Annotated in this window: 26 protein-coding genes; 11 read left to right on the plus strand and 15 right to left on the minus strand. The window is 68.1% G+C overall.

The genetic code is table 11. The features are described 5' to 3' along the window. Window positions 1-5: 5 nt before the first annotated feature. The 4 genes from ACQPYH_RS33700 to ACQPYH_RS33715 all read right to left on the minus strand — a co-directional run bounded on the left by ACQPYH_RS33700 (window position 6) and on the right by ACQPYH_RS33715 (window position 3,555). Window positions 6-854, minus strand: coding sequence for a CPBP family intramembrane glutamic endopeptidase (locus tag ACQPYH_RS33700; RefSeq protein ID WP_432879738.1), 849 nt, complete (start codon window positions 852-854; stop codon window positions 6-8). A 73-nt stretch (window positions 855-927) separates the two neighbouring features. Next, window positions 928-2,508: an ABC-F family ATP-binding cassette domain-containing protein gene (locus ACQPYH_RS33705; RefSeq protein WP_432879741.1), complete on the minus strand. Its 1,581-nt coding sequence runs from the start codon at window positions 2,506-2,508 to the stop codon at window positions 928-930. A gap of 150 nt (window positions 2,509-2,658) precedes the next feature. Beyond that, window positions 2,659-2,868 (minus strand): DUF6343 family protein, encoded by a 210-nt coding sequence (locus tag ACQPYH_RS33710; RefSeq protein ID WP_432879744.1) that lies wholly within the window; start codon window positions 2,866-2,868, stop codon window positions 2,659-2,661. A gap of 15 nt (window positions 2,869-2,883) precedes the next feature. Continuing rightward, window positions 2,884-3,555, minus strand: a complete 672-nt coding sequence (locus ACQPYH_RS33715) for a FadR/GntR family transcriptional regulator (RefSeq protein WP_432879746.1) — start codon at window positions 3,553-3,555, stop codon at window positions 2,884-2,886. A 30-nt stretch (window positions 3,556-3,585) separates the two neighbouring features. On the opposite strand from ACQPYH_RS33715, the gene ACQPYH_RS33720 reads away from it, so the two are divergent. From ACQPYH_RS33720 to ACQPYH_RS33735, 4 genes are all read left to right on the plus strand, one after another. Further along, window positions 3,586-3,993, plus strand: a complete 408-nt coding sequence (locus ACQPYH_RS33720; RefSeq protein WP_432879748.1) for a DUF3052 domain-containing protein — start codon at window positions 3,586-3,588, stop codon at window positions 3,991-3,993. A gap of 425 nt (window positions 3,994-4,418) precedes the next feature. Then, window positions 4,419-8,228 carry a multifunctional oxoglutarate decarboxylase/oxoglutarate dehydrogenase thiamine pyrophosphate-binding subunit/dihydrolipoyllysine-residue succinyltransferase subunit gene (locus ACQPYH_RS33725; RefSeq protein ID WP_432879750.1) on the plus strand — a complete coding sequence of 1,270 codons (3,810 nt, stop codon included), beginning with the start codon at window positions 4,419-4,421 and terminating at the stop codon, window positions 8,226-8,228. 1 nt (window position 8,229) lies between these two features. Beyond that, on the plus strand, window positions 8,230-8,406 hold the full coding sequence (locus ACQPYH_RS33730; protein WP_165546322.1) for a DUF6104 family protein: 177 nt from the start codon (window positions 8,230-8,232) through the stop codon (window positions 8,404-8,406). Between the two features lie 12 nt (window positions 8,407-8,418). Next, complete coding sequence (locus ACQPYH_RS33735; protein ID WP_432879753.1) at window positions 8,419-9,153, plus strand: AAA family ATPase; 735 nt, start codon at window positions 8,419-8,421, stop codon at window positions 9,151-9,153. Here the strand turns inward: ACQPYH_RS33735 and ACQPYH_RS33740 are convergent. Together ACQPYH_RS33740 and ACQPYH_RS33745 are read right to left on the minus strand one after the other, a co-directional pair. Then, window positions 9,137-9,928: an alpha/beta fold hydrolase gene (locus tag ACQPYH_RS33740; RefSeq protein WP_432879755.1), complete on the minus strand. Its 792-nt coding sequence runs from the start codon at window positions 9,926-9,928 to the stop codon at window positions 9,137-9,139. The two genes, ACQPYH_RS33735 and ACQPYH_RS33740, sit on opposite strands and share 17 nt — an antisense overlap. Window positions 9,929-10,019: 91 nt before the next feature. Further along, on the minus strand, window positions 10,020-10,370 hold the full coding sequence (locus ACQPYH_RS33745; protein ID WP_432879757.1) for an ArsR/SmtB family transcription factor: 351 nt from the start codon (window positions 10,368-10,370) through the stop codon (window positions 10,020-10,022). 114 nt (window positions 10,371-10,484) lie between these two features. Here ACQPYH_RS33745 and ACQPYH_RS33750 point away from each other — a divergent pair, with 114 nt between their 5' ends. Next, window positions 10,485-11,720: a sodium:proton exchanger gene (locus tag ACQPYH_RS33750; RefSeq protein WP_432879759.1), complete on the plus strand. Its 1,236-nt coding sequence runs from the start codon at window positions 10,485-10,487 to the stop codon at window positions 11,718-11,720. On the opposite strand, the gene ACQPYH_RS33755 is transcribed toward ACQPYH_RS33750, so the two are convergent. From ACQPYH_RS33755 to ACQPYH_RS33795, 9 genes are all read right to left on the minus strand, one after another. Then, window positions 11,717-12,016, minus strand: a complete 300-nt coding sequence (locus tag ACQPYH_RS33755; RefSeq protein WP_432879761.1) for a WhiB family transcriptional regulator — start codon at window positions 12,014-12,016, stop codon at window positions 11,717-11,719. The two genes, ACQPYH_RS33750 and ACQPYH_RS33755, sit on opposite strands and share 4 nt — an antisense overlap. Window positions 12,017-12,112: 96 nt before the next feature. Beyond that, window positions 12,113-12,619 (minus strand): N-acetyltransferase family protein, encoded by a 507-nt coding sequence (locus ACQPYH_RS33760; protein WP_432879764.1) that lies wholly within the window; start codon window positions 12,617-12,619, stop codon window positions 12,113-12,115. Further along, window positions 12,620-13,588 (minus strand): zinc-binding dehydrogenase, encoded by a 969-nt coding sequence (locus tag ACQPYH_RS33765; RefSeq protein ID WP_432879766.1) that lies wholly within the window; start codon window positions 13,586-13,588, stop codon window positions 12,620-12,622. Window positions 13,589-13,598: 10 nt separating this feature from the next. After that, window positions 13,599-15,119, minus strand: coding sequence for an inositol monophosphatase family protein (locus tag ACQPYH_RS33770; RefSeq protein WP_432879769.1), 1,521 nt, complete (start codon window positions 15,117-15,119; stop codon window positions 13,599-13,601). Then, window positions 15,116-16,141: an ABC transporter ATP-binding protein gene (locus tag ACQPYH_RS33775; RefSeq protein ID WP_432879772.1), complete on the minus strand. Its 1,026-nt coding sequence runs from the start codon at window positions 16,139-16,141 to the stop codon at window positions 15,116-15,118. The genes ACQPYH_RS33770 and ACQPYH_RS33775 overlap by 4 nt, the downstream gene beginning before the upstream one ends. A 7-nt stretch (window positions 16,142-16,148) precedes the next feature. Then, complete coding sequence (locus ACQPYH_RS33780; RefSeq protein ID WP_432879774.1) at window positions 16,149-16,958, minus strand: ABC transporter permease; 810 nt, start codon at window positions 16,956-16,958, stop codon at window positions 16,149-16,151. Then, a complete protein-coding gene (locus ACQPYH_RS33785) occupies window positions 16,958-17,902 on the minus strand; it encodes an ABC transporter permease (protein WP_432879777.1) in 945 nt (314 codons plus the stop codon). The genes ACQPYH_RS33780 and ACQPYH_RS33785 overlap by 1 nt, the downstream gene beginning before the upstream one ends. Continuing rightward, window positions 17,899-19,053 carry an extracellular solute-binding protein gene (locus ACQPYH_RS33790; protein WP_432879779.1) on the minus strand — a complete coding sequence of 385 codons (1,155 nt, stop codon included), beginning with the start codon at window positions 19,051-19,053 and terminating at the stop codon, window positions 17,899-17,901. The genes ACQPYH_RS33785 and ACQPYH_RS33790 overlap by 4 nt, the downstream gene beginning before the upstream one ends. Window positions 19,054-19,219: 166 nt before the next feature. Continuing rightward, window positions 19,220-20,419: an NAD(P)-dependent malic enzyme gene (locus tag ACQPYH_RS33795; protein WP_432879781.1), complete on the minus strand. Its 1,200-nt coding sequence runs from the start codon at window positions 20,417-20,419 to the stop codon at window positions 19,220-19,222. Between the two features lie 325 nt (window positions 20,420-20,744). On the opposite strand from ACQPYH_RS33795, the gene ACQPYH_RS33800 reads away from it, so the two are divergent. The 6 genes from ACQPYH_RS33800 to ACQPYH_RS33825 all read left to right on the plus strand — a co-directional run bounded on the left by ACQPYH_RS33800 (window position 20,745) and on the right by ACQPYH_RS33825 (window position 25,974). Then, window positions 20,745-21,581 (plus strand): ABC transporter substrate-binding protein, encoded by an 837-nt coding sequence (locus tag ACQPYH_RS33800; RefSeq protein ID WP_432879784.1) that lies wholly within the window; start codon window positions 20,745-20,747, stop codon window positions 21,579-21,581. Next, the gene (locus ACQPYH_RS33805) at window positions 21,578-22,402 is read left to right on the plus strand and encodes an amino acid ABC transporter permease (RefSeq protein WP_432879786.1); all 825 of its coding nucleotides are present in this window, start codon (window positions 21,578-21,580) and stop codon (window positions 22,400-22,402) included. The genes ACQPYH_RS33800 and ACQPYH_RS33805 overlap by 4 nt, the downstream gene beginning before the upstream one ends. Next, window positions 22,402-23,154, plus strand: a complete 753-nt coding sequence (locus ACQPYH_RS33810) for an amino acid ABC transporter ATP-binding protein (protein ID WP_432879788.1) — start codon at window positions 22,402-22,404, stop codon at window positions 23,152-23,154. Before ACQPYH_RS33805 ends, ACQPYH_RS33810 begins: the two co-directional genes overlap by 1 nt. A gap of 168 nt (window positions 23,155-23,322) precedes the next feature. Then, window positions 23,323-24,225 carry an ABC transporter substrate-binding protein gene (locus tag ACQPYH_RS33815; RefSeq protein ID WP_432879790.1) on the plus strand — a complete coding sequence of 301 codons (903 nt, stop codon included), beginning with the start codon at window positions 23,323-23,325 and terminating at the stop codon, window positions 24,223-24,225. A gap of 7 nt (window positions 24,226-24,232) precedes the next feature. Continuing rightward, window positions 24,233-25,198, plus strand: coding sequence for an amino acid ABC transporter permease (locus tag ACQPYH_RS33820; RefSeq protein WP_432879793.1), 966 nt, complete (start codon window positions 24,233-24,235; stop codon window positions 25,196-25,198). Further along, window positions 25,198-25,974, plus strand: coding sequence for an amino acid ABC transporter ATP-binding protein (locus ACQPYH_RS33825; protein ID WP_432879795.1), 777 nt, complete (start codon window positions 25,198-25,200; stop codon window positions 25,972-25,974). Before ACQPYH_RS33820 ends, ACQPYH_RS33825 begins: the two co-directional genes overlap by 1 nt. Window positions 25,975-26,062: the final 88 nt, after the last annotated feature.

Genomic DNA, 26,062 nt, shown 5'->3' on the forward strand with positions numbered 1-26,062 from the left:
GGAGACTACGCGTGCAAGGCCGGTACCGGCTGCGGTTCAGCCGGGTGAACCACAGCGGCCGGCGTACGCCACACCCGCGCCCACCGCAGCAGCACCAGGGCCACCACGACACAGGCTCCAAGGGTGGCGAATCCGGTCTCGCCGGCGACGTACGCGAGGCTCGAACCGGAGGTCGCGACCACTGCCGAGGCGCCGAGATCGAACACGGTGTTGGCCGCGTTGTGGGCGATCGCGACCGGCCAGACGGAGTTCGACCGGTCCCGGAGCCACGCGTAGAGCACACCGGCCGCCGTGATCGTGAGCACCGCGCAGGGGGCGACGATCCAGCGTGCACCGCCGGTGTCGTACGTCGTCGCGATCAGGATCAGCGGCAGGTGGAACAGCCCATGGGCGAACCCGGTGATCACAGCTGCGCGCCGACGACCGGTCAACTGCTGGAAGCGCGGCAGCAGGTACCCACGCCAGCCGATCTCCTCACCGAGAATGATCACGGTCGGGACCACGAACGCCACGACGAGGTTAGCTACCGCCGAGGCCGAGATCGCACCGACGTGCAAATGCCCGGCGCCGATCAGCAGCGCGGTGCCGTAGGCGCCACCGCACAGCAGCAGCGGTACGACGATCGCGGCCGGCCAGGACCGGAAACCGGCCCGGCCCAGCCCGATCTCCCGCCACAGCCGGCGGCGGCTACCGCGCGGCGTGATCGTGAAGGTCAGGATGCCGACCGCCACGGTCGGCACCATGACGCTGAGCAGCAGGTTGATGTGCGCGTGCGGCAAGCCGAACGCGATCAGCAGGGCGAGCCCGTAGGTGATCGCCAGGTAGGCAACGATGTCGCGAAGAGGTGTTTTCATGCCTCCACGGTGCGGGTGGAGGCATGACTACCGCGTCTGCCTGGAGACCTGACTCGCCTCTGTCTGCAGACCCCTACAGCGGATCGATATCGGTCAGCGAGTCGGGTGTCAGCTCTACCCAGCGAGTGATCCCGATCTCCCGCAGGAACGGCAGATCGTGGCTCGCAATGATCAGAGCACCGTTGTACGACGCCAGCGCGTCCTTCAACTGCGCGACGCTCGACAGGTCGAGGTTGTTGGTCGGCTCGTCGAGCATCAGCAGCTGCGGTGGAGGCTCGGCGAGGAGCAACGCCGCGAGGGTCGCCCGGAAGCGTTCGCCGCCGGACAGTGTGCTGACCAGCTGATCCGCCGCCCGGCCCCGGAACAGGAACCGGGCCAGCCGCGACCGTCGTTCCTGGTTTTCGGTGCTTGGGGCAAGTAATGCGAGGTTGTCGACGATCGACAGGTCGTCGCGCAGCAGATCGAGTCGCTGGGGCAGGTACCTGAGTGGCACCATCGGCAGCTCGCCCGACACGATCGACTGCACCAGCGTCGTCTTGCCGGCACCGTTCGGCCCGGTCAGCGCGATCCGCTCGGGCCCGCGGATCTCCAGGTCGACGTGGGCACCGGTTCGCAGTACGTGGTCCTCCAACCGCAGCACCACGCGACCAGCAGGCACGGCGGTCTTCGGCAGGTCTACCCGGATCGAGTCGTCGTCGTGGACCTTGTCCTCCGCATCGGCCAACGCCTCCTGCGCCGAATCGAGCCGCTCGGACTGCATCCCGAGGTGCTTGCCCGCCGACACCTGCGCACCGCGCTTCAGGTTGCCGGCCATGATCTTCGGAATGCCGCCCTTCTCGAACGCCCGCTGACCGCGGGCCTGGCGCTGATCCATCTTCATCCGCGCCTCGATCAGGTCGCGCTTCTGCTTGCGTACGTCGGCCTCCGCCGACCGCAGCATCCGCTCGGCCGCCTCCTGCTCGACCGCGACAGCCTCCTCGTACGCCGTCAGGTTTCCGCCGTACCAGGTGACGTCGCCCTTGCGGAGATCGCCGATCTGATCGACCCGATCGAGCAGTTCCCGGTCGTGGCTGACGATCACCAGCGCGCCGCGGAACTGGTCGACGGCGTCGTACAGATGCCGCCGCGCCCGCAGGTCGAGGTTGTTCGTCGGTTCGTCGAGCAGCAGTACGTCGGGTCGCCGGAGCAGCTCGGCCGCGAGACCGAGCAGGATCGTCTCGCCGCCGGACAGCTCGCCGACGCTGCGATCGAGCCCGATCGCACCCAGGCCGAGCTTGCCGAGCAGCGCCTCGGCGCGTTCGTCGACGTCCCAGTCGTCGCCCACGATCGCGAAGTTCTGCTCCGAGGCGTCACCGGACTCGATCGCGACAATCGCCTTCCGGACGTCCTCGATGCCGAGCGCCTGGTCGACGCGCAGAGACGTGTCGAGGGTCAGGTCCTGCGGCAGGTACCCGAGCTCGCCGCTGACCCGGATCGCCCCGCGCTGCGGGGTGAGCCGGCCGGCGATCAGCCGGAGCAGCGTCGACTTGCCGGCGCCGTTCCGGCCGACCAGACCGGAGCGGACCGGTCCGGCGACGAAGGTCAGGCCGTCGAACAGGACCTCACCATCAGGCCAGGCGAAGAAGAGGTCGGTACAGGACAGGGAAAAACTCATAAGCGTTGAACTCCCAACGAGGTCTCGGACGAGACCGCGCACCAGACAGGTGGCGATCGATCGACTGAAGAAAAGACCTCGGAGCTACAACGCGGACCCCTGACGCCGGGAATGGGACGTTCACCAGGATACGGGCCGCCCGACGGCCCATCAACTATTTTCCGAACGCTTGCGCCAGGCAACGACTACCAGGTCCACCAGTGCGACCACCCCGAGCGCCCCGAAGGTGATCACCCAACCCGCCGGGAGGTCGTAGACGACCGACAGCACCACAGAAGCCGCGAACAGCACCACCCCGAACGCCGCCAGCACGATCCGCAGCGTCAACGCACTGCGAGGTGGCGGCGGTTCAAAGGCCATGAACCGCTTGTACCCCTAGGGAGCCTTGCGCAGCCAGGTCTCGACGCCGGCGATGTGAGCGGTCATCCAGGCGCGGGCCGCCTCGGCGTCGCCGATCTCGATCGCGTCGAGGATCGCGGCGTGCTCCGCCAGCGTGCGTTGGACCGCGCCGGCCTGGGTGACGCCGCGCCAGATCCGGGCCCGCTGGGTCGCGCCGGAGATGCCGTCGAGCAGCGAGCAGACGACCTGGTTCCCGGTCGCCTCGGCGATCGCGCGGTGGAACCGCAGGTCGTTCGCGACCAGTTCCTCGACGTCGGCCTCCGGCGTGAGGTCGCTGGTCAGCAGCCGTAGCTCGATCACCTGCTCCTGGCTGATCCGGGTTGCTGCCAGCGCGGCGACGCCCGGCTCGAGCAACCGCCGTACCTCGAAGAACTGCAGGACCGAGTCGTCCCGGTGCAGGTCGACCATGAAGTTGAGCGCGTCCAGCAGATGCGCCGAGTCGAGGCTGCTGACGTACGTGCCGTCACCGTGCCGGACGTCGAGCACGTTGACCAGCGTCAGCGCCTTGACCGCCTCGCGCAGCGAGTTTCGCGACAGGCCGAGCCGCGCGGCCAGATCCGCCTCTTTCGGCAGTCGATCCCCCGGACCCAGTTCCCCCGAGGTGATCATCCCTTTGATCTTGACGATCGCCTCATCCGTCAACGCCATCCAGTCAGTATGCCGCCCTAGCATCGGTTCATGACCACCTCCGGTTACTCCGGGAAGCCGCTGGCCGCGAAACTCGGCGTCAAGCCCGAGCACGTGGTCCTGCTCGACAACGCGCCGGACGGCTTCACGATCGAAGGATTGCCGGCCGGTACGACGCTCGCCCGCCGGGCGGGCCGTTCGTCGTACGACGTCGTGATGATGTTCTGCCCGGACCGATCGCGGCTCGCGAAGCGGCTGCCGGTGCTGCTGGAGAAGACGGTGACGGCCGGGATGATTTGGGCCGCCTGGCCGAAGCGGTCGTCCGGGGTCGCGACCGACCTCGACGAGAACGGGATCCGCGAGCTCGCCCTGCCGCTCGGCGTCGTCGACGTGAAGGTCTGCGCGATCGACGCGACCTGGTCGGGTCTCAAACTGGTCCGGCGGCTGACCAACCGATGAAGACCAATCATGCCCAGGTGGACTGATCTGGAGCGTGACGTTGGCCACACTTTTGCGCGGTTGTGATCATCACCGGTCGCGAGTGGACAACTGCATACAGTGGGCAGCCACGCTCAACGGCCCCCGTCCCGGGCATCGGAGAGGACGCCGGAAAGCCACCTCTGCAAGGGGTCCCGGAGCCGCCGCCGTTGCTCTCCGCACCGACAGGTGGTGAGAGGAGGGCGTGTGGCCTGAAACACCTTTGTGAGCAGTGTTTCAGGCGCCGACGGATCGACTCGCCGGAGCCCGACCACTCGACACACTGGTCCGGTGGTCCCGGGCTGTGGAAGTGGTCCCCCTGCTATTAGCCTTTGCTTGGGACACCACCCATAACATCTGAATTAACCGTGCTACCGGACCCGAAATCGGAAGAGGCGAACTGCCAAGTGGCCACCGAGCCATCAGACACCAACCCCCTAGCAGCCTTCGGTGCGAACGAATGGCTGGTCGACGAGCTGTACGAGAAGTACCAGCAGGACCCGAATTCGGTGGATCCGGCATGGCTCGCCTATTTCAAGAGTGACAGTTTCAAGACGTACAACCCCGACGGTGACGCGAAGCCGGCGACGAAGTCGCCCACCCCGGCCGACGCTCCCAGGCCCGACGCGGTGTCCGACAACAAGACGCCGGAGGCGCCGAGCCGCGGCAGCGCGCCGTCCGTGCCCGCTCCGAACGCTCCTGCCGCTGCCGCGGCGACGCAGTCCCCCGCGACTCAGACGCCGGCTCCTGCGCAGGCCGCCGTACCCCAGAAGGCAGCCCCGACCGGAGGCACGGTGAACCAGCCGACCAGCGCCCAGCCCAAGCCTGCCGCCCAGCCCGCGGCCGCGGCGACCGGCGACGCCGAGCGGAAGATCCTGCGCGGGGCCCCGGCCCGGACGGCGCAGAACATGGAGACCAGCCTCCAGGTCCCGACCGCGACCAGCGTCCGCCAGGTCCCGGTCAAGCTGCTGATCGACAACCGCATCGTCATCAACAACCACCTCAAGCGCGCCCGCGGCGGCAAGGTGTCTTTCACGCACCTGATCGGCTGGGCGCTGGTCAAGGCACTGAAGACGCTGCCGGAGATGAACGCGTCGTACGACGAGACCGACGGCAAGCCGACCCTGGTCAACCCGGCGCACATCAACCTCGGCCTGGCCATCGACATGCAGAAGCCGGACGGCACCCGGCAGCTGCTGGTGCCGTCGATCAAGTCCGCCGAGACGATGACGTTCGCCGACTTCTGGATGGCCTACGAGGACATCGTCCGCCGGGCCCGCGACAACAAGCTCGCGCTGCCCGACTTCCAGGGCACCACGATCAGCCTGACCAACCCCGGCACGATCGGCACGCAGCATTCGGTGCCGCGGCTGATGACGGGTCAGGGCTGCATCATCGGCGTCGGCGCGATGGAGTACCCGCCGGAGTACCAGGGTGCGGCCGACGAGACGATGGCCAAGCTCGCGGTCAGCAAGGTGATGACGCTGACCTCGACGTACGACCACCGGATCATCCAGGGCGCCCAGTCGGGTGAGTACCTGCGCCGCCTGCACCAGCTGCTGCTCGGCGCCGAGGGCTTCTACGACGAGATCTTCCAGTCGCTGCGGATCCCGTACGAGCCGATCCGCTGGGCCGCCGACCTCCCGCACAGCCACGAGGAGGACATCAGCAAGCAGGCCCGCATCCTCGAGCTGATCCACGCCTTCCGGGTCCGCGGCCACATCATGGCCGACACCGACCCGCTGGAGTACAAGCAGCGCAGCCACCCCGACCTCGACGTCGCCACCCACGGCCTGACGCTGTGGGATCTGGACCGCGAGTTCGCCACCGGCTCGTTCGGCGGCGACCGGCGGTTCATGAAGCTGCGCGAGATCCTCGGCATCCTGCGCGACTCGTACTGCCGGACCACCGGTATCGAGTACATGCACATCCAGGACCCCGAGCAGCGCAAGTGGCTGCAGGAGCGGATCGAGCGGCCGCACACCAAGCCGCCGCGCGAGGAGCAGCTGCGGATCCTGGCCAAGCTGAACGAGGCCGAGGCGTTCGAGACCTTCCTGCAGACCAAGTACGTCGGTCAGCGCCGGTTCTCGCTCGAGGGCGGGGAGACCACGATCCCGCTGCTCGACGAGCTCTGCGAGGAGGCGGCCGGCGCCGGGCTGGAAGAGGTCGCGATCGGGATGGCCCACCGCGGCCGGCTGAACGTGCTGGCGAACATCGTCGGCAAGTCGTACGGCCAGATCTTCCGCGAGTTCGAGGGCAACATCGACCCGCGGACCGTGCAGGGCTCCGGTGACGTCAAGTACCACCTGGGCGCCGAGGGCGAGTTCGTCTCGGAGTTCGGCGACAAGATCAAGGTGTCGGTGGCGGCGAACCCGTCCCACCTGGAGACCGTCGACCCGGTGCTCGAGGGCATCGTCCGGGCCAAGCAGGACATCCTGGACCGCGGCGCCGCGTTCCCGGTGCTGCCGGTGCTCGTCCACGGTGACGCGGCCTTCGCCGGCCAGGGCGTCGTGGCCGAGACGCTGAACCTGTCCCAGCTGCGCGGATACCGCACCGGCGGCACGATCCACGTGATCGTGAACAACCAGGTCGGCTTCACCACCTCGCCGGCCTCGTCCCGCTCGTCGATGTACTCCACCGACGTCGCGCGGATGGTGCAGGCGCCGATCTTCCACGTCAACGGCGACGACCCCGAGGCGTGCATCCGGGTCGCCGACCTGGCCTTCGAGTACCGGCAGGCGTTCAACAAGGACGTCGTCATCGACCTGGTCTGCTACCGCCGCCGCGGTCACAACGAGGGCGACGACCCGAGCTTCACCCAGCCGCTGATGTACGACCTGATCGAGCAGAAGCGCTCGGTCCGCAAGCTGTACACCGAGGCCCTGATCGGTCGTGGCGACATCACGATCGAAGAGGCCGAGCAGGCGATGATGGACTTCCAGCACCGCCTCGAGCGGGTGTTCGCGGAGGTCCGCGAGGCGAAGAGCCAGCCGGATACCCCGGCGCCGTACGTGACGGCCCCGGTCTACCCGGACAAGCCGGAAGGCCCCGACGCGACCGCGACGACGATCGAGGTGCTGAAGAAGATCGCCGACGCGCACACCACGCTGCCGGCCGGCTTCACCGTGCACCCGAAGGTGATGCCGCAGCTGCAGCGCCGGGCGCACGCCATCACCGAGGGCCCGATCGACTGGGCCAGCGCGGAGATCACCGCGTTCGGCACGCTGCTGCTCGAGGGCCGTCCGGTCCGGCTCGCGGGTCAGGACAGCCGCCGCGGGACGTTCGTGCAGCGGTTCGCCGCGGTCATCGACCGGGTCAACGGCCAGGACTACGTCCCCCTGCAGAACCTGGACGAGGGTCAGGCGAACTTCTACGTCTACGACTCGCTGCTCAGCGAGTACGCCGCACTCGGCTTCGAGTACGGGTACTCCGTGGCGCGGCCGGAGGCGCTGACCCTGTGGGAGGCGCAGTTCGGCGACTTCGTCAACGGCGCGCAGTCGGTCATCGACGAGTACATCTCGTCCGGTGAGGCGAAGTGGGGCCAGAAGTCCGGTGTCGTGCTGCTGCTGCCGCACGGCTACGAGGGCCAGGGCCCGGACCACACCTCGGCCCGGATCGAGCGGTTCCTCGCGCTGTGCGCGGAGAACGCGATGACCGTGGCCCAGCCGTCGACGCCCGCGTCGTACTTCCACCTGCTGCGCCGGCACACGCTCGGCGAGGAGCACAACCCGATGGTCGTCTTCACGCCGAAGCAGCTGCTGCGGCGCAAGGAGGCGGTGTCGCATCCGGAGGAGCTGACCCACGGCACCTTCCGGCCGGTGATCAACGACACCGAGGCGGAGGCCGACCCGGCGACCGTCGAGCGGGTCGTCCTGGCCTCGGGCCGGATCGTGTACGACCTGCTGGCCGAGCGCAAGAAGGTCGAGCCGGACAAGATCAGCACCGCGATCCTCCGGGTCGAGCAGCTGTACCCGCTGCCGGCCGAGGAGATCGCGGCCGAGCTGGCGAAGTACCCGAACGCGACCGAGATCCGCTGGGTGCAGGACGAGCCGGCGAACCAGGGTCCGTGGCCGTTCATGGCGCTGAACCTGACCGAGCACCTGGGCGGCAAGCCGTTCTACCGGGTGTCCCGGCCGGCGATGGCTGCCCCGGCGGTCGGCTCGCACGGTGTCCACGGCACCGAGCAGACGACGCTGCTGAAGCAGGCGTTCAGCTGACGTGTACTTCACCGACCGCGGGATCGAGGAGCTCGAGAAGCGGCGTGGCGAGGAGGATGTCACGCTCGCTTTCGTGGCCGAGCGGCTACGTGAGTTCGTCGACCTGAACCCCGAGTTCGAGACCCCGATCGAGCGCTTCGCCACCTGGCTGGCTCGACTGGACGACGAGGACGACTAGTAATCTGAACGAATGCCCTTCGCCACGCAGCCCGTACGCCGGGTCGCCGCGGCGGAGGGCATTCGTCCGTCGGGCCACTGGCCGCACACGATCCCGGCGGTCCACCAACTCCTCACCGACGGCCTCGACCTCGAACCGGGCGTGACGTTCCTCGTCGGCGAGAACGGCGCCGGCAAGTCGACGCTGGTCGAGGCGATCGCCGTCGCGTTCGGCCTCTCGCCCGAGGGCGGCTCGACCGGCGCGCGCCTGACCACCCGGGCAACCGAGTCACCGCTGGCCGACGACCTGCTGCTGACCCGCGGCGTCGGCGCCAAGCGGGCCGGCTTCTTCCTCCGTGCCGAGACGATGCACGGCTTCTACAGCTACCTCGAACGCAACCCCAAGACCTCCGGGCCACCCGATCCGGTCTTCCACGAGATGAGCCACGGCGAGAGCTTCCTCAAGCTGATCAGCAACCGCTTCTCCCGCCAGGGGTTCTACTGTCTCGACGAGCCCGAGTCGGCGTTGTCGTTCTCCAGCAGCCTCGCCGTCATCGGCGTGCTCAACCAGCTCGCCGAGCACGACTCCCAGGTCCTGTGCGCGACCCACTCCCCCGTCATCGCGGCCCTGCCCGGCGCCACGATCCTCGAGGTCGGCGAGTGGGGCATCCGGCGTACGACGTGGGAGGAGCTCGAGCTCGTGCAGAACTGGAAGGCCTACCTGCAGGCGCCGGAGCGGTACCTGCGGCACATCATCCAGTCCACTTGACCTGCGCGAGGGCGTCGGCGACCAGCGCGGCGGTCTGTTGTGGTGCCTCGTCCGGGAGGAAGAAGACTGCGCCGGGGATCGTCACCACGGTCACGTTGGAGGCCGCCTCGAGGGTGGCCCGCTCGGCGGCGCTGAGGCTGCCGTCCCCCTTCTCGGCGTGGACCACCCACACCGGGCAGCCTGACGCGGCCAGTTCGGCGGCATAGTCACAGTCGGCGGCAAGGTAGTCGAGGTACGGGCCGAGGAGCCGGAGCGCATCGCCGGCCCTGTTCTGCTTGAGGTCCTCGATCAGCTCCCGCTTGTGCGGGTCCGGCGTCTTGGCAGACCTGGCCATCAGCGGAAGCAGCTTGAACAGGGCGGCCATCGGCCAGCGGCCCACCTTCTGTGACGCCGACACGACGGCGCGGAAGAATCCGGCTTCGTCCTCGGTCGTCAGGCTGATGCCCAAGAGCACGACCGGGCCGTGGAAATGACCGCCCAGCAGCATCTCCACGGCAACCGTGGCGCCGTGCGAGAAGCCGACGACCACGTCGCACCGGTGCAGCTTGGCCAACTCGCCGGCACGATGCGCCAGGCCCGGAACGGACACGTCGCCCACGAGCGGGGCGCCCGCCATGCCCGGCAGCGTCGTGGCCACCAGGCGAACACCGGCCAGCGCCGGCTCAGCCATCACCAGGTCGAACGAACGGGCCGCGTTGGCGCCGCCGGGTAACAGCAGGACCGCCCGCTCCGCATCGTCAGGACCCGCGGTCAACAACTCCCAGGCTTCCCTCATCACTACCTCCCCTGACCTGAAGGTAGGACGCGGCGGACCCAGGCGAAACCTCCGGGCACCTTACGGGCCCGTGACGCAGTCCCGGGGACAGTCAGTCGGTGTGGGGCGGCCTGGTACGGCGTGGTGGGTCCGGCGCGAGGGAGCCGTCCGGGGCGATGTGCTCGAAGATCTGGTCGACCAGGTTGAGCACGTGCGGGTCGTCGACGGTGTAGATGTGTCGCCGGCCCTCGCGGCGGGCGGTGATGATCCCGGCCAGCCGGAGCTTGCCGAGGTGCTGGCTCGCGGTAGCGATACTCACGCCGACGCGCGCCGCCAGGGTGCCGACGTCGTACTCCCCCTGCGCGGCCAGCGACACCAGGTGCAGCCGGACGGGTGCGGAGAGCATGGCGAAGGTGCCCGCGGCGGAATCGAGCTGAGCCTTCGTCGGTTCAGGGTTGGTCATCGCGCAGTCATTGTGACCGGTAGACCGGTCTGCGGACAGCTCGCCGGGCCGTCGTGATGACGGTCTCACACTTTCGCAATTGCGAAAGTATCGAAACGGTGGCAGGCTGGAACCATGTTCCGAGTGCTCCGCCCCGTGCTGTTGCTGTTCCTGGTGGCGATCCCCGCGGTCGCCCTCCGGCTCACCGGTACGCATCCCCCGGCCCTGGCCTCGATGCTGATCTTCGGCCTCGCCGTGGTCGCCGCATCCTTCGTGCTGGCCTGGGCGGCCGAGGCGGCGGAGATGGACATTTCGGGCGGTCTGGCCATCGCTCTCCTGGCGGTCATCGCAGTCCTGCCGGAGTACGCGGTCGATCTGTACTTCGCCCACACGGCCGGCTCGAATCCGGCCTACGTGCAGTTCGCGGCCGCCAACATGACCGGGTCGAACCGGCTGCTCCTCGGCCTCGGCTGGTCGAGCGTCGTGCTGATCAGCCTGTACGTCGCATCGCGGCGTAGCGGGCAGTCCGTCAAGGCGCTGGTGCTCGAGTCCGGGTACCGCCGGGAGCTGGGGTTCCTCGCTGTCGCCGGTCTGGTCGCGTTCGTGATCCCGGTGACCGGCGAGATCCACCTGGTGCTGGGCATCCTGCTGCTCGCCTTCTTCGCCTACTACCTGTACCGCGCGGCCACGTCCGAGCATGACGACGAGCCGGACCTGATCGGCCCGGCCGCGACGATCGGTGCACTGCCCCGGTTACAGCGGCGGATCACCGTGACCGCGATGTTCCTGATCTCGGCCGGGATCATCCTGGCGGCCGCGGAGCCGTTCGCGGATTCGCTCGTGCAGGGCGGGCATGCGCTGGGGATCGACCAGTTCCTGCTGGTCCAGTGGCTGGCGCCGCTGGCGTCCGAGGCGCCGGAGTTCATCGTGGCGATCCTGTTCGCCTGGCGGGGCAAGGGCGCGGCGGCGCTGGGTCTGCTGATCTCGGCGAAGGTGAACCAGTGGACCCTGCTGATCGGCAGCCTCCCGATCGCCTACGGGATCGGTGGCGGCGGCCCGGCGCTGCACCTGGACGGGCGGCAGATCGAGGAGTTCCTCCTCACCGCCACGCAGACACTGCTCGGGATCGCGATCCTGCTCAACCTGCGCTTCCCGCGCTGGGCGGCGTGGACGCTGCTGGGCCTGTTCGCGATCCAGTTCGCCGTACCGGGTCAAACCGGGCGCTACGTGATCAGCGCGATCTACCTCGTGCTGGCGATCGGCGCGGCGATCCACAACCGCGACCAGGTACTGCGGACGATCACCTCACCGTTCCGCCGTACCGAGAAGCCCGTCGACGCCGAGCGCGCCGACGAGCTGATCAATGTCTAGCTGGCCTGCTGCTCTTCGATGATGCCCGGCCGGTTGCGGCGCTCCTGGGGGCCCGGGCGGCCGCGGCGGCGACCGTAGAGGAACTTCTCTCCGGCCGCGGTGCCGGTGAACTTCGTCCGGCGGGCCCACTCCCGGCACTCCTCGATCACGGGGCACGAGGTCAGGCAGAGCGCCTGCGCCTTGCGCTGCTCCCACTGGGTCGCCGTCTCGTCGTACGACGGCGCCTGTCCGACGCACGCGGCCTTCGTCATCCAGCGGTCGGCCGGGTCAACGATCACCGTCAAAGTAGGCCTCATGGGCTCCTCGTTCCTCATCGATCGGGCGGATCGGTAGGAACAGACTGAACCCGTCGCGTTGCCCCGGTGCGACGCCCATGTTTCCGGCGTGAAACGTCAGCTCCGGACGAGGCGGATCTCATACAGATCGAAGTACGGATCGTGCTTTCCGACGCCGTCCGGCGCGAACCCGTGCCGGCGGTAGAAGCCGAGCGCCTGCTCGTTTCCCTCGAAGACCCAGAGGAACGCAGGCTGTTTGCCGACGGCAACATCCAGCAGGCGGGTGCCGAGTCCGGTCTTCCAGAACGCCTGCCGGGTGTAGATCGACTCCAGCTCGAACGGCACCGGCGCGTCCTCGTCGCGGCCCGGGCCGATGCCGGCGAAACCGGCGACGCGGTCCTGGACCGGCGCGTCCGGGTCCGGGTTCACCGCGATCCAGCGGCGCCGGCCCTCGCCGAGGGGCGTGGTCCAGCGCTCGATCCGGCGTTCGAGGTTCGACGTACGCTCCAGGAGCAGGTCGGCCGGCACGAGCCCGGCGTACGCCTCCCGCCAGCAGAGCAGGTGACACCAGGCCGCGGCCTCGGCGTCGTCGGGCGTGACCGGGCGGATCTCGGGTTGCTGCACTCAGACAGTAAAGACGATCTTGCCGAAGACGTCGCCTGCGCTCATCTTGGCGAAGCCGTCGCGGGCGTCCGCGAGCGGGAAGATCGAGTCGATGTGCGGCGAGATCCCCGCGGTCGCCATGAACTGCATCAGCTCGGCCAGCTCGGTGCGGGTGCCCATCGTCGAGCCCTGGACGCGCAACTGGAGGAAGAAGATCCGGTTCAGCTCGGCGGACTTCGGCGCCTGGCCGCTGGTCGCGCCGGAGATCACCAGCGTGCCGCCCTGCTTGAGCGACTTGAGCGAGTGCGACCAGGTCGCCTGCCCGACCGTCTCCATCACCGCGTCGACCCGCTCCGGCATCCGTGCGCCGGACTCGAACGCCTCGTGCGCGCCGATGTCAACCGCCTTGGCCCGCTTCGCCTCGTCCCGGCTCGTCGCCCACACCCGCATCCCCGCGGCCCGTGCCAGCGTGATCAGCGAGCTCGCCACGCCACCGCCCGCACCCTGCACGAGCACGGTGTCGCCCGGCTTCAGCCCCGACTGCGTGAACAACATCCGGTACGCCGTGAGCCACGCCGTCGGCAGGCACGTCGCCTGCTCGAAGGACAGCCCGGCCGGCTTCGGTACGACGTTCCGCGCAGGTACGGCGACCTTCTGCGCGAGCGTGCCCTGGTATCGCTCGCTCAACAGCGAGCGCTTCGGGTCGAGCGTCTCGTCGCCCTTCCACGCCGGGTCCGAGACCACTGCGTGCACGACGACCTCGTTGCCCTCCGGGTCCACGCCGGCCGCGTCACACCCGAGGATCATCGGCAGGTTCTTCTCGGCCAGCCCGACCCCCTTCAGCGACCAGAGATCGTGATGGTTGAGCGCCGTTGCCTTCACCTCGATGGTCACCCAACCCTCGGGGACCTCGGGCTCCGGCCGCTCCCCCACCTCCAACGCGGAGATCGGGTCTTCGGCGTCGAACTTGGCGGCATAGGCAGCAAGCATGCTGACCACCTTAGACGCCCTTCCTCCGCGCCACGGACCAGAGCTTGTAGAGCTCCTGGGCGTGCTCCGGGCGGGCCGCCAGGATGCCGCCGGACCCGGGCCAGACGGTTTCGTTGCCGTTGTCATCGAGGAGGACGCCGCCGGCTTCCCGGACGACGAGCGCGGAGGCCAGGTGGTCGATCGGGCTGAAGCGCTCGATCACGGCTCCGACGCCGCGACCGGCCGCTGGGCCGGCGAGGGTGAGGGTTCCGGATCCCATCACCCGAAGCGTGCAGAACCGGTCGCGGAGTCCGTCGAGGAAGAGGTCCATGCCGGGCCACGGCGAGTGGTTCAGCAGCTCGGTGCTCACGATCTTCCCCTCCAGACCGGACTCGGAACTGACCGAGGGCTGAAGTTCGAGGGGCCGCCCGTCGAGTTCGGCACCCTTGCCCGCGACCGCGGCGAACACCTGGTCGCGCCAGACATCGCCCACCACGGCCACGAACGGCTCGCGGTCGATGGCCAGGGCGAGCGAGAAGGCCGTCCACGGCACGCCGTTCGCCAGGTTCGCGGTCCCGTCGACGGGGTCGACGTACCAGCAGGGAACACCTGGACGGGCCACCCCGCCGAGTTCCTCGCCCACCACGAGGTGGCCGGGGAGCCGTTCGGCGATGACCTTCCGGACATGCTCTTCGACGGCGAGGTCGACGGCTGTCACGTGGTCCGCGGCGTTGGCCTTCGTACGGACGTCGCCGAGGTCAGCATTGCGGGTGAAGTCGTTGGCCCACCGCGCGAGTTCACCGGCGACGGCAATGGCCTCCACAAGCTCGTCGCCTGTGAGCTTGACCGGCCGGGGCGCTGCTTCCCAGGACGCCCGGCCTTCCGCGACGACCTTCCGGAGTACGCCGAGCCGGTTGGTCGTGACGACGTCCGCGCCGAGGGCGAGGACCCAGCGCATCGCGTCCTCGTCGTCGACCGTCCAGCAGGCCATGTCGAGTCCCGCACGATGGACGACGTCGATGAGCTCGGCGCTGAGGATGAGGTACTCCGTGTTGACGACGTCGGGCCGCAATTCCGCGAGAACCTCTGCGGACGGCAGGTCGCGGCGATCCCACGGGAGCCAGATGCTCGCCTCGGGGTCGAGCGCCCGGACGGTCCTCAGCGCGTCGAGCGCTCCGCACCAGGCGACCCGTACTCCGGAACCCAGCACGACCTGCATCGCGGCATCGACGATCTCCGGCGCGCTGCTGTCGATCAGCAGTGTCGACGGCGTCCCGGCCGCGAGGCTGAGAACGTCCGCGAGGAGCGGGATGCCATCCTCGCCTTCGCCGAGCGCCGCGACGTCGGCCCAATCGACCTGCGAGATCTCCCGGTCAAGACCCCAGAGACGCTCGAGGGTCGCATCGTGCAGGAGTACGACGCGACCGTCCCGGGTCACCCGGAGGTCGATCTCGATGAACTCGGCGCCCGCGTCGACGGCCGAGCGCACCGCCGCGATCGTGTTCTCCCGGTGCCGTTCGACATCCCCGCGGTGTGCGGTGGCAGTACTCATGCCGCCGTTCCCTGGCCGGCGAGCTGACCGTCCTCGAACTCGAGCCACTTCTCGATCCTCGCCCAGCCGCTGGCCCCGACGGCGGGCGGTACGCCGGTCACATACGCACGCAGTACGGCGTCCTCGCGGCGCAGGTGCAGTTCGGCGAAATGCCCGCGCGGGACGACCCGCTCGACGGTCGCGGCGAGCCCGCGGGGATGCGCCTCGGGACCGAAGACGACGTCCTCGGGCCGGATCCCGAGCACGCCCGGGCCCGACACGACCCGGCCGTCCTTGATCGCGCCTTCGAGCCGGTTGAGACTCCCGATGAATGTCGCGACGAACTCCGTGGCCGGCGTTCCGTAGAGGTCGGCCGGCGTACTGAACTGTTCGATCCGGCCGTTGTTCATCACCGCGATCCGGTCCGAGACCGACATCGCCTCCTCCTGGTCGTGGGTGACGATGACAGTGGTGATGCCCAGCCGCTGCTGGATCTCGCGGATGTCCTCGCGGACCTTCACGCGCAACTTCGCGTCGAGGTTGCTGAGCGGCTCGTCGAGCAGCAGCAGTTCCGGCTCCTGGACGAGCGCCCGCGCGAGCGCCGTCCGTTGCTGCTCACCGCCGGAGATGCGCGCCGGGCGCGAGTCCTTGTGGTGCGTGAGGTTCACCAGCGCGAGGGCGGCGTCGACGCGTTCGGCGATCTCTGCCTTGGGCCGCTTACGCAGCTTGAGCGGGAAGCCGACGTTCTTGGCCACGGTCATGTGCGGCCAGAGCGCATAGTTCTGGAACACCATCGCGCTCGGACGGCGCTCGGGGCCCAGGTCCACGACCTCCCGGCCGCCGACCTTGATCGAGCCCGCGTCCGGGGTGAGGAAGCCCGCGATCATCCGCAGCGTCGTGGTCTTGCCGCAGCCGGACGGGCCGAGCAGCGAGACCAGCTCACCCGGACGGACCGTCATGTCGAGGCTGTGGATGATGCTCCGGCCGCCGAGCACCTTGTGCAGGCCCTCGATCTCGAGACCGCCAGAAACTGATGTCGTCATGGTGCCCTTACTTGATCTGGAAGCCCTCGGCGAGGTGTCCGCCGACGATGTGCTTGTGCGCGGCCAGCAGCAACGCCACGGAGGGGATGGCGAGCAGGATCGAGAAGACCGCCGCCACCTGGGTCGGGTAGTTGAGCACGAGGCTGTACATCTGGGTCGGCATCGTCATGTAGTCCGGCGCACCGACCAGGTACGTCCCCTGGGCCTCGTCGAAGGAGGACAGGAAGCTCATGATCGCGGCCACCAGGATCCCCGGCAGGGCCATCGGCAGCGTCACGCTGAAGAAGGTCCGCAGCTTCGACGCGCCCGCGTCCCGCGCGGCTTCCTCGAGGCTGCGCGGTACTGCGGCGAACGCCGCGGCCGGGATCCAGGTCATGAACACGACCGTGCCGAGCACGTGGACGACGAGGATGCCGAGGATCGTGTTCATCAGGTTGAGCGCGTAGAACAGCGCGGCGAGCGAGACGAACAGACCCATCTTCGGGAACGAGTTCGCCGCGAACACCCCGATCAGGAAGAACCGTCGCCCCGGAAACTCGAAACGCGCGAACGCGTACGCGGCCGGCAGGCAGATCACCGCGGAGACGAGCACGGTGATCGGAGCGAAGAACAGCGAGTTCTGTACGGCGACCCCGAGCGCCCGGTCGCTGAACACGACGCTCCACCAGCGGAAGGTCCAGGCATCCGGGAGCAGGTCGGGATACGTCCAGCTCGCCGCGAACGCCCGCATGGCCAGCCACAGCAGCGGTCCGATGATGAACAAAGCCAGGAGTGCGGCGAGCAGGACGACCACGCCGCGGGAGATTGCCCTGGGCATCAAACCGCCCCGCTTTCCTTGGCCGAGCGGAAGTTCGCCCAGACGTACACCGCCGCGATCCCGGACGCGATCGCGAACACGATGAAAGCGATCACGACGGCCTGCTGCGGCTGGTTGAACGCGGAGAAGTAGTTCGACATGTCGACCCCGAGCATGTTCGGCGAGTTCGGACCGGTGAAGTACGGCACGGTGAACGAGCCGAGGATCCCGATCGCGGTGAACGTCGTCGCGATGATGATCGGCACACCCGCCATCGGAACCACGACGCTCCCGACCACCCGCCAGAACGAGGCGCCGGCGTCACGCGCGGCGTCGATCATCGCCTGCGGGACGGCCTGCAGTCCCGAAGTGACCAGCAGGGTCGCGAACGGCAGCGACGTCCACACCGAGCCGATGACGACGGTCACCAGCGTGTAGGACCAGACCGGGAAGCCCAGTCCGAAATTGGCCGCCACACTGCGCAGGAACCCGTTCGCGGAGTAGAAGCCGAGGATGGCCCAGGAGGCGATGACGACCGGGATGAAGAGCGGGATCACCGCGAGCGCGGACAGCAGCTTGCCGATCAGCCCGCCGGAGAACTTCAGGTACAGCCCGATGCCGACCGCGAGCAGGATGACGACGGTGGTGCTCACGACCGTCACGACGACCGTGACGACCAGATCGCCGAGGAACCGCGCGTTCGTGAACATCTCGGCGTACGCCGAGAGCGTCGGGACGATGCCGTGCGCCGTGTGGACGTTCTGGCCGATCAGCGCGACGGTGCGGTTCAGGCCGCCGGTGAACCCGAGGCTGAAGCCGAACGCGAGGACGACCGGGAAGCCGATGAAGAACGCGATCAGCACCATCGGCGGCAGCGCCATCAGCAAGCCCCGCGTCCGGCCCGCCGCCGCAGGGGCAGCGGGCCGGACCACGACCGCGGGGCGGGCTTCGACCTCAGCCGTCACTTGCCGGGGACCTTCTGGTCCCAGAGCTGGTTGAGGTCCTTGGTCATCGAATCGAAGTAGCCCTTGCGCAGGTTGTTCGTGTCGGCGTTCGCGAACTTGGCCTGGAGCTCCTGCGGCACCTTGTCGATCGAGATCGCCGGGTAGCCCGAGATGTCCTTGACGATCATCGCCTGCTGCTCAGGCTGCTCGACGAAGTTCACCAGCTTCAGCGCCGCGTCCTTGCTGGGGCTGTTGGCCGGGATGCCGAGGTACGCCGCACCGCCGGTGAACGACGGGTCGGAGATCTGCGTGGACTTGACCGTCGCGGGGATCGCGCCGTTCGCGACAGCCGTCGTGAACATGTCGGACCAGACCGGGGCCATCGAGATCTGCCCGTTGGCGAGCAGGTCCAGCACCTGCTGGTTGCCGTTAGGGTAGACGCCCTTCTGGTACACGTACGGATTGAGGCCGTGCAGTGTCGCGAAGCCCTGGTTCCAGTTGGACTCGAGGCCCTTGTCGTAGCCGACCGTCATCTTCTGCCGGGCGTCGGCGGGGACGTACTTGTCGAGCACCGTGGCCACGAACGATCCACCGGAACCGCCCGACTTGGGCGAGTTGTAGGTGAACTTGCCCGGGTGCGCCTTGATCCACTCGAGCAGGTCGTCCAGCGTCTTCGGCGGGGCCGGGACGGTCTTGGTGTCATAGGCGAGCAGCACCGAGGATCCGCGGTACGGGATCCCGCCGGTGCCGCCGGCCTTGACGACGTCGGCCGGGATGTCGGCCAGCGCAGAGATCTTCGAGGGGTCCGCCGGATCGAGGAGGTTCGCGGTCGACGCCTTCGGCACGAAGCCGCCGTCGACCACGTCGAAGCCGGGGTCCTTCTTCTGCGCGACCGACGCCGACAGCTTCGCCATCGTCTGGGCGTCGTGCTCGCCGTGCAGGTCGAGCGTGACCTGCACCTTGTAGCCGGGGTTGGCCTTCTCGAACGCCGGGCCGAGGTCGTTCGCCCAGAGCTTCTGGATGTTCGTGTCGCCGCTGATGAAGACCCTGACCGTCTTCACGTCGCCGGCCCCGCCGCCCTGCGCGGCGGTGCTGCTCTTCGCACACCCACCCAGTGCGAGGGTCGCGGCGACGACCGCCGCGACGGCTCCGAATGCGGGCCTGAGCTTCATGGAAGCCTCCAACCATCGGTCCTTGTGTGGAATGCCCGGCGGGCAAAACCACGCCAATGGTGGCTGCGGCAGTTTCTTAAGTCAATAGGTTTCCAAGAAGCGTTTGATAACTGGTGGAAAACAACCAACGACGCAAAGGGAAAGTTGCTCTGAGCAACACTTCGGATCAGGCCGGGCGGGCTACCCCGTCGGTCGCGGCGGCTGCGGCGACCGCGGCGGCGACCGCCGGGGCGACACGCTCGTCGAACGGGGACGGGATGATGTAGTCAGGGCGCAGGTCGTCGGCCGAGATCAGCCCGGCGAGGGCGTTGGCGGCGGCGAGCTTCATACCCTCGGTGATCCGTGACGCGTTGGCGTCGAAGGCACCGCGGAAGATCCCCGGGAATGCCAGCACGTTGTTGATCTGGTTCGGGAAATCCGAGCGTCCGGTCGCGACCACCGCGGCGTGCCGCTGCGCGATATCCGGGTGCACCTCGGGATTCGGGTTCGCCAGCGCGAAAATCATCGCGTTCGCGGCCATTTTCGCGATGGCCTCCTCCGGCACGGTTCCGCCGGAGACACCGAGGAAGAGGTCCGCGCCCTCGAGCGCGTCGACCAACCGGCCCGACAGGCCGCCGGTGTTGGTGTCGCGGGCCAGCGACAGCTTCACCGGGTTGAGGTCGGCGCGGTCCTCGTGCAGCACGCCCTTGCTGTCCACCACGGCGAGGTCGCCGACGCCCGCCTGCAGCAGGATCCGCGCACACGCCACCCCAGCCGCACCTGCACCTGAGATCACCACTCGAATGTCCTCGATGGACTTGCCCGTGACCCGCAGCGCGTTGCGGAGCGCGGCGAGTACGACGACCGCCGTACCGTGCTGGTCGTCGTGGAAGACCGGGATGTCGAGCCGCTCCTTCAGCCGGCGCTCGATCTCGAAGCAGCGCGGCGCGGAGATGTCCTCGAGGTTGATCCCGCCGAACGTCGGCGCCATCCGCGCGACCGTCTCGACGAACTCGTCCACATCGGTGCAGTCCAGCGCGATCGGCACCGAGTCGACGCCGCCGAACTCCTTGAACAGCAGCGCTTTGCCCTCCATCACCGGCAGCGACGCGGCCGGGCCGATGTCGCCGAGCCCGAGGACGGCGGTGCCGTCGGTGACGACTGCGACCACGTTGGACTTCCACGTGTACCGGCGTACCAGCGAGGGGTCTTCGGCGATCGCGGTGCAGACCCGCGCGACGCCGGGCGTGTACGCCTTGGAGAGATCATCCGCGTCGCGGACGTGGATCGAGGACGACACCTCGATCTTGCCGCCGCGGTGCAGCTCGAAGACCGGATCACCGGCGTACGCATCGGAAACAGGAGATTCAAGGGGTTGGGCGACCATGGACGGACCCTTTCGGAAGACTCGGATCGGGTCCTGTCTGGTGATCCAGCGCCGTAGCGAGGAGGTGCTCGGTGCGGTGCATCGGCGCGCGGGGGCGAAGGGGTCGATGCAGAGCATCGTTCCCTTTGCACCCGTGCGGCGAGGCGCCGTGCCGAGTGCCCCGCAGTAGGCGCTGGATCACCAGACAGGACCCAAGTGTTCAGAAGCAGGGGATCGCCCGTGCGGAAAGTAAACCACAGACCTCACTGGTCTGCTGTGAGGGGTCCCACACCCCCCTCGTATGCCAGGATGCGGGATTCACAATCCCTGTCGAGGAGAACTCGCGATGAATTTCGTCCCCACTCTCCGCAAGACTCGAGCTGCTGTCGCGCTGGCCGCCGTACTCGGACTGTCCCTGTCCGCCTGCGGCAGCGACTCGGGCAGCAGTGGTTCCGATGACAAGGCGAAGGCGGCCGGCATCACGCTGGTCAAGCCCGGCAAGCTCACCGTCTGCACCCACCTGCCGTACAAGCCCTTCCAGTTCAAGGACGGCACCGACGTCGTCGGCTTCGACGTGGACCTGCTCAACCTGGTCGCCGACGACCTGGGCCTCAAGCAGGACGTGGTGAACATCGAGTGGGCCCAGGTGACGTCGGGCGCCGCGTTCCAGGCGAAGAAGTGCGACATGGGCATGGGCGCGATGACGATCACCAAGGAGCGTCAGGCCGCGATCAGCATCACCGATCCGTACATGGACGCCACCCAGGTGCTGATGGCCAAGAAGGACTCCGGCATCAAGTCGCTGGCCGACCTGCGGGGCAAGAAGATCGGCGCGCAGGCCGACACCACCGGCAAGAAGTACGCCGACGAGAACGCCGCGGCCAACGGGTACACGGTGATCCCGTTCAACGACCTCGCGCTGCAGGAGAACAACGTCAAGTCCGGCCGGGTCGCCGCCGCGATCAACGACAACGGCGTGCTGTACCCCTTCGTCAAGGACAACCCGGACATGGCGGTGGTCGCCGAGTTCAACACCGGTGAGCAGTACGGCTTCGGCGCGCTCAAGGACGGCAGCGGCCCGAAGCTGGTGTCGAAGTTCAACGAGCTGCTGACCAAGGCGAAGTCCGACGGCAAGTACAACGAGATCTACAAGAAGTGGTTCGGGGTTGAGCCGACGAAGTGAGCACCTCGACCCAGACAACCGTTGAGCGGAAGGGGCTGAGCCCGCGCCGGCGGGCCCAGCGCTCCCGCTGGATCCAGTACGCCGTACTCGTCGTGCTGATCCTGGTCGCCGTGTTCGTCGCGAACTGGCACCAGATCGGCAGCGTGTTCTTCAAGCCGGAGTTCATCAAGTCGACGTTCACCGACGGCGTCCTCAAGGCCCTGCTGAAGACGCTCGAGTACACGGCCGGCGCATTCGTCATCGGTCTGGCCGGTGGCACGTTGCTCGCGTTGATGAAGCTCAGCCAGGTCGGCCCGTACCGGTGGATCGCGACGGCGTACATCGAGTTCTTCCGCGGACTGCCCGCGATCGTGGTGTTCATCGCGTTCAGCCTGCTGCCGCTGGCGTTTCCGGGCATGACGATCCCGTGGGACCCGTACGGCGTGGTGTGGCTGGCGCTCGGGATCGTGGCATCGGCGTACATGGCCGAGGTGATCCGCGCCGGCATCCAGGCCGTGCCGAAGGGACAGGTCGAGGCGGCCCGTTCACTCGGTATGCCGGCCGGGCTGGCGATGCGGAAGATCGTTCTCCCGCAGGCGTTCCGGATCGTGCTGCCGCCGTTGACGAACGACCTGATCCTGCTGGTGAAGGACTCTTCGCTGGTGTTCATGATCGGCGTCGCCGCGGACGGCTACGAGCTGACCGGCTTCGGCCGGGACCTGGCCAACACGTACTCGAACCTGACCCCGATCGTGGTCTGCGGCTTCTGCTACCTGGTCATCACCCTGCCGCTGGGCATCCTGGCCCGCAGGCTCGAGGCCCGAACGGCGAGGACCCGCTGATGGCACTGGTAGAGATCAAGAACCTGCACAAGTCGTTCGGCAGCAACCACGTCCTGCGCGGTATCGACTTCACCGTCGAGCAGGGCGAAGTGGTCTGTGTCATCGGCCCGTCCGGATCGGGCAAGTCGACGCTGCTCCGCTGCGTGAACCTGCTCGAGAAACCCCAAGAGGGACAGGTGATCGTCCGCGGTGAGGACATCACCGACCCGGACTGCCACCTGGACGCGGCCCGGCAGCAGATCGGGATGGTGTTCCAGCAGTTCAACCTGTTCCCGCACCTGTCCGTGCTGGCCAACTGCACCGTTGCCCAGCGCACCGTTCTGAAGCGCGGGCCGCAGGACGCGGACCGGATCGCCCGCGCCAACCTCGAGCGGGTCGGGCTGAGTGACAAGATCGACGCGTACCCGGCGCAGCTGTCCGGCGGCCAGCAGCAACGGGTCGCGATCGCGCGGGCGCTGTCGATGGACCCGGCGCTGATGCTGTTCGACGAGCCGACGTCCGCGCTCGACCCGGAGCTCGTCGGCGACGTACTCACGGTCATGCGCAAACTCGCCCTGGACGGTATGACCATGCTCGTCGTCACGCACGAGATGGCCTTCGCCCGCGAGGTGGCCGACCGGGTCGTGTTCATGGATGCCGGCGTCATCGTCGAGCAAGGCCCGCCCGCCGACGTCGTCGGCAACCCCAAGGAGGAACGGACCCGCACCTTCCTGCGCCGCGTCCTCGATCCGACGCACGTCGAACCCACCTGATCGTCACGCTGCGTGCCCGGGTGATCGACGGGCCGCAGCGTGACGGGCGGTGACGACTACGAATAGGTCTCCTTTCCCGGTTGGTCCGTGCGCTGCCCGCAGGTCGTTGTGTCAAGATGCGGACACATGGCACCGGGGCCGACCGGTGCCCGGGTTTGGAGGACCTAGATGTCTGTCCTGCGTAGGACACTCGCGTTGTCCGGTGTCCTGGTTCTCGCCGCCGCCGGTTGCGGTTCGAACTCTCTCGAAGGTGGTTCGTCCACTTCCCCGTCGAGCGCCCCCTCCAGCGCTCCATCCAGCAGCGGCCCGGATCTGAGCGGCTCACTGCCGCCGAAGATCAAGTCGGCCGGGAAGATCGTCGTCGGCGTGGATGCCAGCTACCCGCCGAACGAGTTCCTGCAGGGCGGCAAGACCGTCGTCGGCATGGACGTCGACCTGTTCAACGCGGTGGCGCAGAAGTTCGGCGTCACGGTCGAGTGGCAGCCGGCCGGCTTCGACACGATCATCACCGGCGTCCAGAGCGGCAAGTACGACGTCGGCGTCTCGTCGTTCACGATCAACGACAAGCGCAAGGCGCAGGTCAACATGGTCAGCTACTTCAACGCCGGCACGCTGTGGGCGACCGCGAAGGGCAACCCGAAGGGCGTCAAGGCCGACGACGCGTGCGGCAAGACCGTCGCGGTGCAGAAGGGTACGACGCAGCTCGAGGACGACATGCCGAAGCGCCAGGCCGCGTGCAAGGCCGCCGGCAAGCCGGAGATCAAGCTGGTCGTCCGGGAGAAGCAGGACCAGGCCACCGCGGACCTCGTCGGCGGCAAGGCCGACGCGATGCTGGCCGACTCCCCCGTCGTGCTGTACGCGATCAAGCAGACCAACGGTCAGCTCGAGCAGCTCGGCGACATCTACGACGCCGCGCCGTACGGCTATGTGATCCCGAAGGCGGAGACCGCGTTCGCGCAGTCGATCACCGAGGCGCTGAAGTCGCTGAACACCGAGGGCACCTACAAGAGCACGCTGCAGAAGTGGAACAACGACTCGGGTGCGCTCACCGATTTCGCCGTGAACCCGTGAGGCTTCGATGAGCACGGATACCGCTGAGACCCGGCCGACGGACGCAAGCGCCGATCGGCCGGGCGCGATCGACGCCGTACCGGTGCGGCATCCGGGCCGCTGGGTCGCGATCGCCGTGATCGTCGTCCTGGCCGCGATGCTGGTGCACCTGCTGGTGACGAACAAGGCCTTCGACTGGAGCTTCGTCTTCAAGGCGATGAACCAGCAGCCGGTGATCAACGGCTTCATCAAGGGCACGCTGCTGGTCACCGCGCTGTCGATGATCGTCGGCGTCGGGGGCGGCGTGCTGCTGGCCGTCATGCGGCTGTCGGACAACCCGATCCTGGCCGGGGTGTCGTGGGTGTTCACCTGGTTCTTCCGGAGCATCCCGCGGTACATCCTGCTGTTCACGATGGGCACGCTGGGGATCCTGTTCCCGCAGGGCATCGCGTTCGGGGTCCCGTTCGACTGGAAGATCATGGACTGGCTCGGGATGTCCGGGGACTGGCGGTTCGGCACCCTCGACGCCAACCAGGTCTTCACCGGGATCGTCGCCGGTGTGATCGGGCTCGGGCTGTCCGAGGCGGCGTACATGGCCGAGATCGCGCGCGCGGGCATCATGAGCGTCGACCCGGGCCAGGCCGAGGCGGCCGAGGCGCTGGGGATGAGCAGCGGCAAGGTGATGCGCCGCGTCGTACTGCCGCAGGCGATGCGGGTGATCGTGCCGCCGACCGGCAACGAGACGATCGCGATGCTGAAGGACACCTCGCTGCTGCTCGCCGTACCGGTGATCGGCGAGCTGTTCTACCAGCTGCAGTCGATCGGCAGCACGTACTACAAGACGTTCCCGATCGCGGTCGCCGCGACGCTGTACTACCTGGCCGCGACCAGTGTGTTGATGGTCGGCCAGTACTTCCTCGAGCGGCACTTCGGTCGCGGCTTCGGGACCAAGGCGCCGCGCGCCGCGCGGCCGGCCGGGGCAGGAGGCGCCTGATGCCACTGGTTCACGCGGTCAATGTGACCAAGTCCTTCCACCACAACGAGGTGCTCAAGGGCATCGACCTCGATGTCGATCGGGGGCAGGTCGTCTGTCTGCTCGGGCCGTCGGGTTCGGGTAAGACGACGTTCCTGCGGTGCATCAACCAGCTCGAGACGATCGACGGCGGCCGGATCTGGGTCGACGACGAACTGATGGGGTACGCCGACCGCGAGGGGAAGCTGTACCGCCTGAAGAACAAGGAGATCGCGGCGCAGCGGCGCGAGATCGGGATGGTGTTCCAGCGGTTCAACCTGTTCCCGCACAAGACCGCGCTGGAGAACATCGTCGAGGCGCCCACCCAGGTCAAGCGTGAGTCGAAGAAGACCGCGCGGGAACGGGCGATGAAGCTGCTCGACCGGGTCGGCCTCGCGGACCGCTGCAACGCCTATCCGGCGCAGCTGTCCGGCGGTCAGCAGCAGCGGGTGGCGATCGCGCGGGCGTTGGCGATGCAGCCGAAGCTGATGCTCTTCGACGAGCCGACGTCGGCGCTCGACCCCGAACTCGTCGGCGAGGTGCTCGCGGTGATGCGGGAGCTGGCGCTCGACGGGATGACGATGATCGTGGTCACCCACGAGATGTCGTTCGCCCGCGACGTCGCGGACACGGTCGTGTTCATGGACGGCGGCGTGGTCGTCGAGGCCGGTCCGCCGAAGGACGTCATCGGCAACCCGCAGCACTCCCGCACCCAGACGTTCCTCTCGAGGCTCCGTTCGGAGCACGAACACCCCTGATTTCAGGGGATTTCCCGCGGTCGGCCCCGTTCGCCGTGCATCAGCGTCCGTGAGGTTGGATGATGTACGGCGTTGGGACCGATCCGAG

Source organism: Kribbella sp. CA-245084, from assembly GCF_050942355.1.
Classification (GTDB): Bacteria; Actinomycetota; Actinomycetes; order Propionibacteriales; family Kribbellaceae; genus Kribbella.

Coding starts and splice junctions, on each gene's coding strand:
- ACQPYH_RS33715 (WP_432879746.1), bottom strand. CDS start 3,555: ATGGCGTTGACGGATGAGGCGATCGTCAAGATCAAAGGGATGATCACC.
- ACQPYH_RS33790 (WP_432879779.1), bottom strand. CDS start 19,053: ATGAAGCTCAGGCCCGCATTCGGAGCCGTCGCGGCGGTCGTCGCCGCG.
- ACQPYH_RS33780 (WP_432879774.1), bottom strand. CDS start 16,958: ATGCCCAGGGCAATCTCCCGCGGCGTGGTCGTCCTGCTCGCCGCACTC.
- ACQPYH_RS33775 (WP_432879772.1), bottom strand. CDS start 16,141: ATGACGACATCAGTTTCTGGCGGTCTCGAGATCGAGGGCCTGCACAAG.
- ACQPYH_RS33765 (WP_432879766.1), bottom strand. CDS start 13,588: ATGCTTGCTGCCTATGCCGCCAAGTTCGACGCCGAAGACCCGATCTCC.
- ACQPYH_RS33720 (WP_432879748.1), top strand. CDS start 3,586: ATGACCACCTCCGGTTACTCCGGGAAGCCGCTGGCCGCGAAACTCGGC.
- ACQPYH_RS33705 (WP_432879741.1), bottom strand. CDS start 2,508: ATGAGTTTTTCCCTGTCCTGTACCGACCTCTTCTTCGCCTGGCCTGAT.
- ACQPYH_RS33740 (WP_432879755.1), bottom strand. CDS start 9,928: ATGAGGGAAGCCTGGGAGTTGTTGACCGCGGGTCCTGACGATGCGGAG.
- ACQPYH_RS33810 (WP_432879788.1), top strand. CDS start 22,402: ATGGCACTGGTAGAGATCAAGAACCTGCACAAGTCGTTCGGCAGCAAC.
- ACQPYH_RS33735 (WP_432879753.1), top strand. CDS start 8,419: ATGCCCTTCGCCACGCAGCCCGTACGCCGGGTCGCCGCGGCGGAGGGC.
- ACQPYH_RS33815 (WP_432879790.1), top strand. CDS start 23,323: ATGTCTGTCCTGCGTAGGACACTCGCGTTGTCCGGTGTCCTGGTTCTC.
- ACQPYH_RS33710 (WP_432879744.1), bottom strand. CDS start 2,868: ATGGCCTTTGAACCGCCGCCACCTCGCAGTGCGTTGACGCTGCGGATC.
- ACQPYH_RS33820 (WP_432879793.1), top strand. CDS start 24,233: ATGAGCACGGATACCGCTGAGACCCGGCCGACGGACGCAAGCGCCGAT.
- ACQPYH_RS33795 (WP_432879781.1), bottom strand. CDS start 20,419: ATGGTCGCCCAACCCCTTGAATCTCCTGTTTCCGATGCGTACGCCGGT.
- ACQPYH_RS33750 (WP_432879759.1), top strand. CDS start 10,485: ATGTTCCGAGTGCTCCGCCCCGTGCTGTTGCTGTTCCTGGTGGCGATC.
- ACQPYH_RS33800 (WP_432879784.1), top strand. CDS start 20,745: ATGAATTTCGTCCCCACTCTCCGCAAGACTCGAGCTGCTGTCGCGCTG.
- ACQPYH_RS33755 (WP_432879761.1), bottom strand. CDS start 12,016: ATGAGGCCTACTTTGACGGTGATCGTTGACCCGGCCGACCGCTGGATG.
- ACQPYH_RS33745 (WP_432879757.1), bottom strand. CDS start 10,370: ATGACCAACCCTGAACCGACGAAGGCTCAGCTCGATTCCGCCGCGGGC.
- ACQPYH_RS33770 (WP_432879769.1), bottom strand. CDS start 15,119: ATGAGTACTGCCACCGCACACCGCGGGGATGTCGAACGGCACCGGGAG.
- ACQPYH_RS33700 (WP_432879738.1), bottom strand. CDS start 854: ATGAAAACACCTCTTCGCGACATCGTTGCCTACCTGGCGATCACCTAC.
- ACQPYH_RS33825 (WP_432879795.1), top strand. CDS start 25,198: ATGCCACTGGTTCACGCGGTCAATGTGACCAAGTCCTTCCACCACAAC.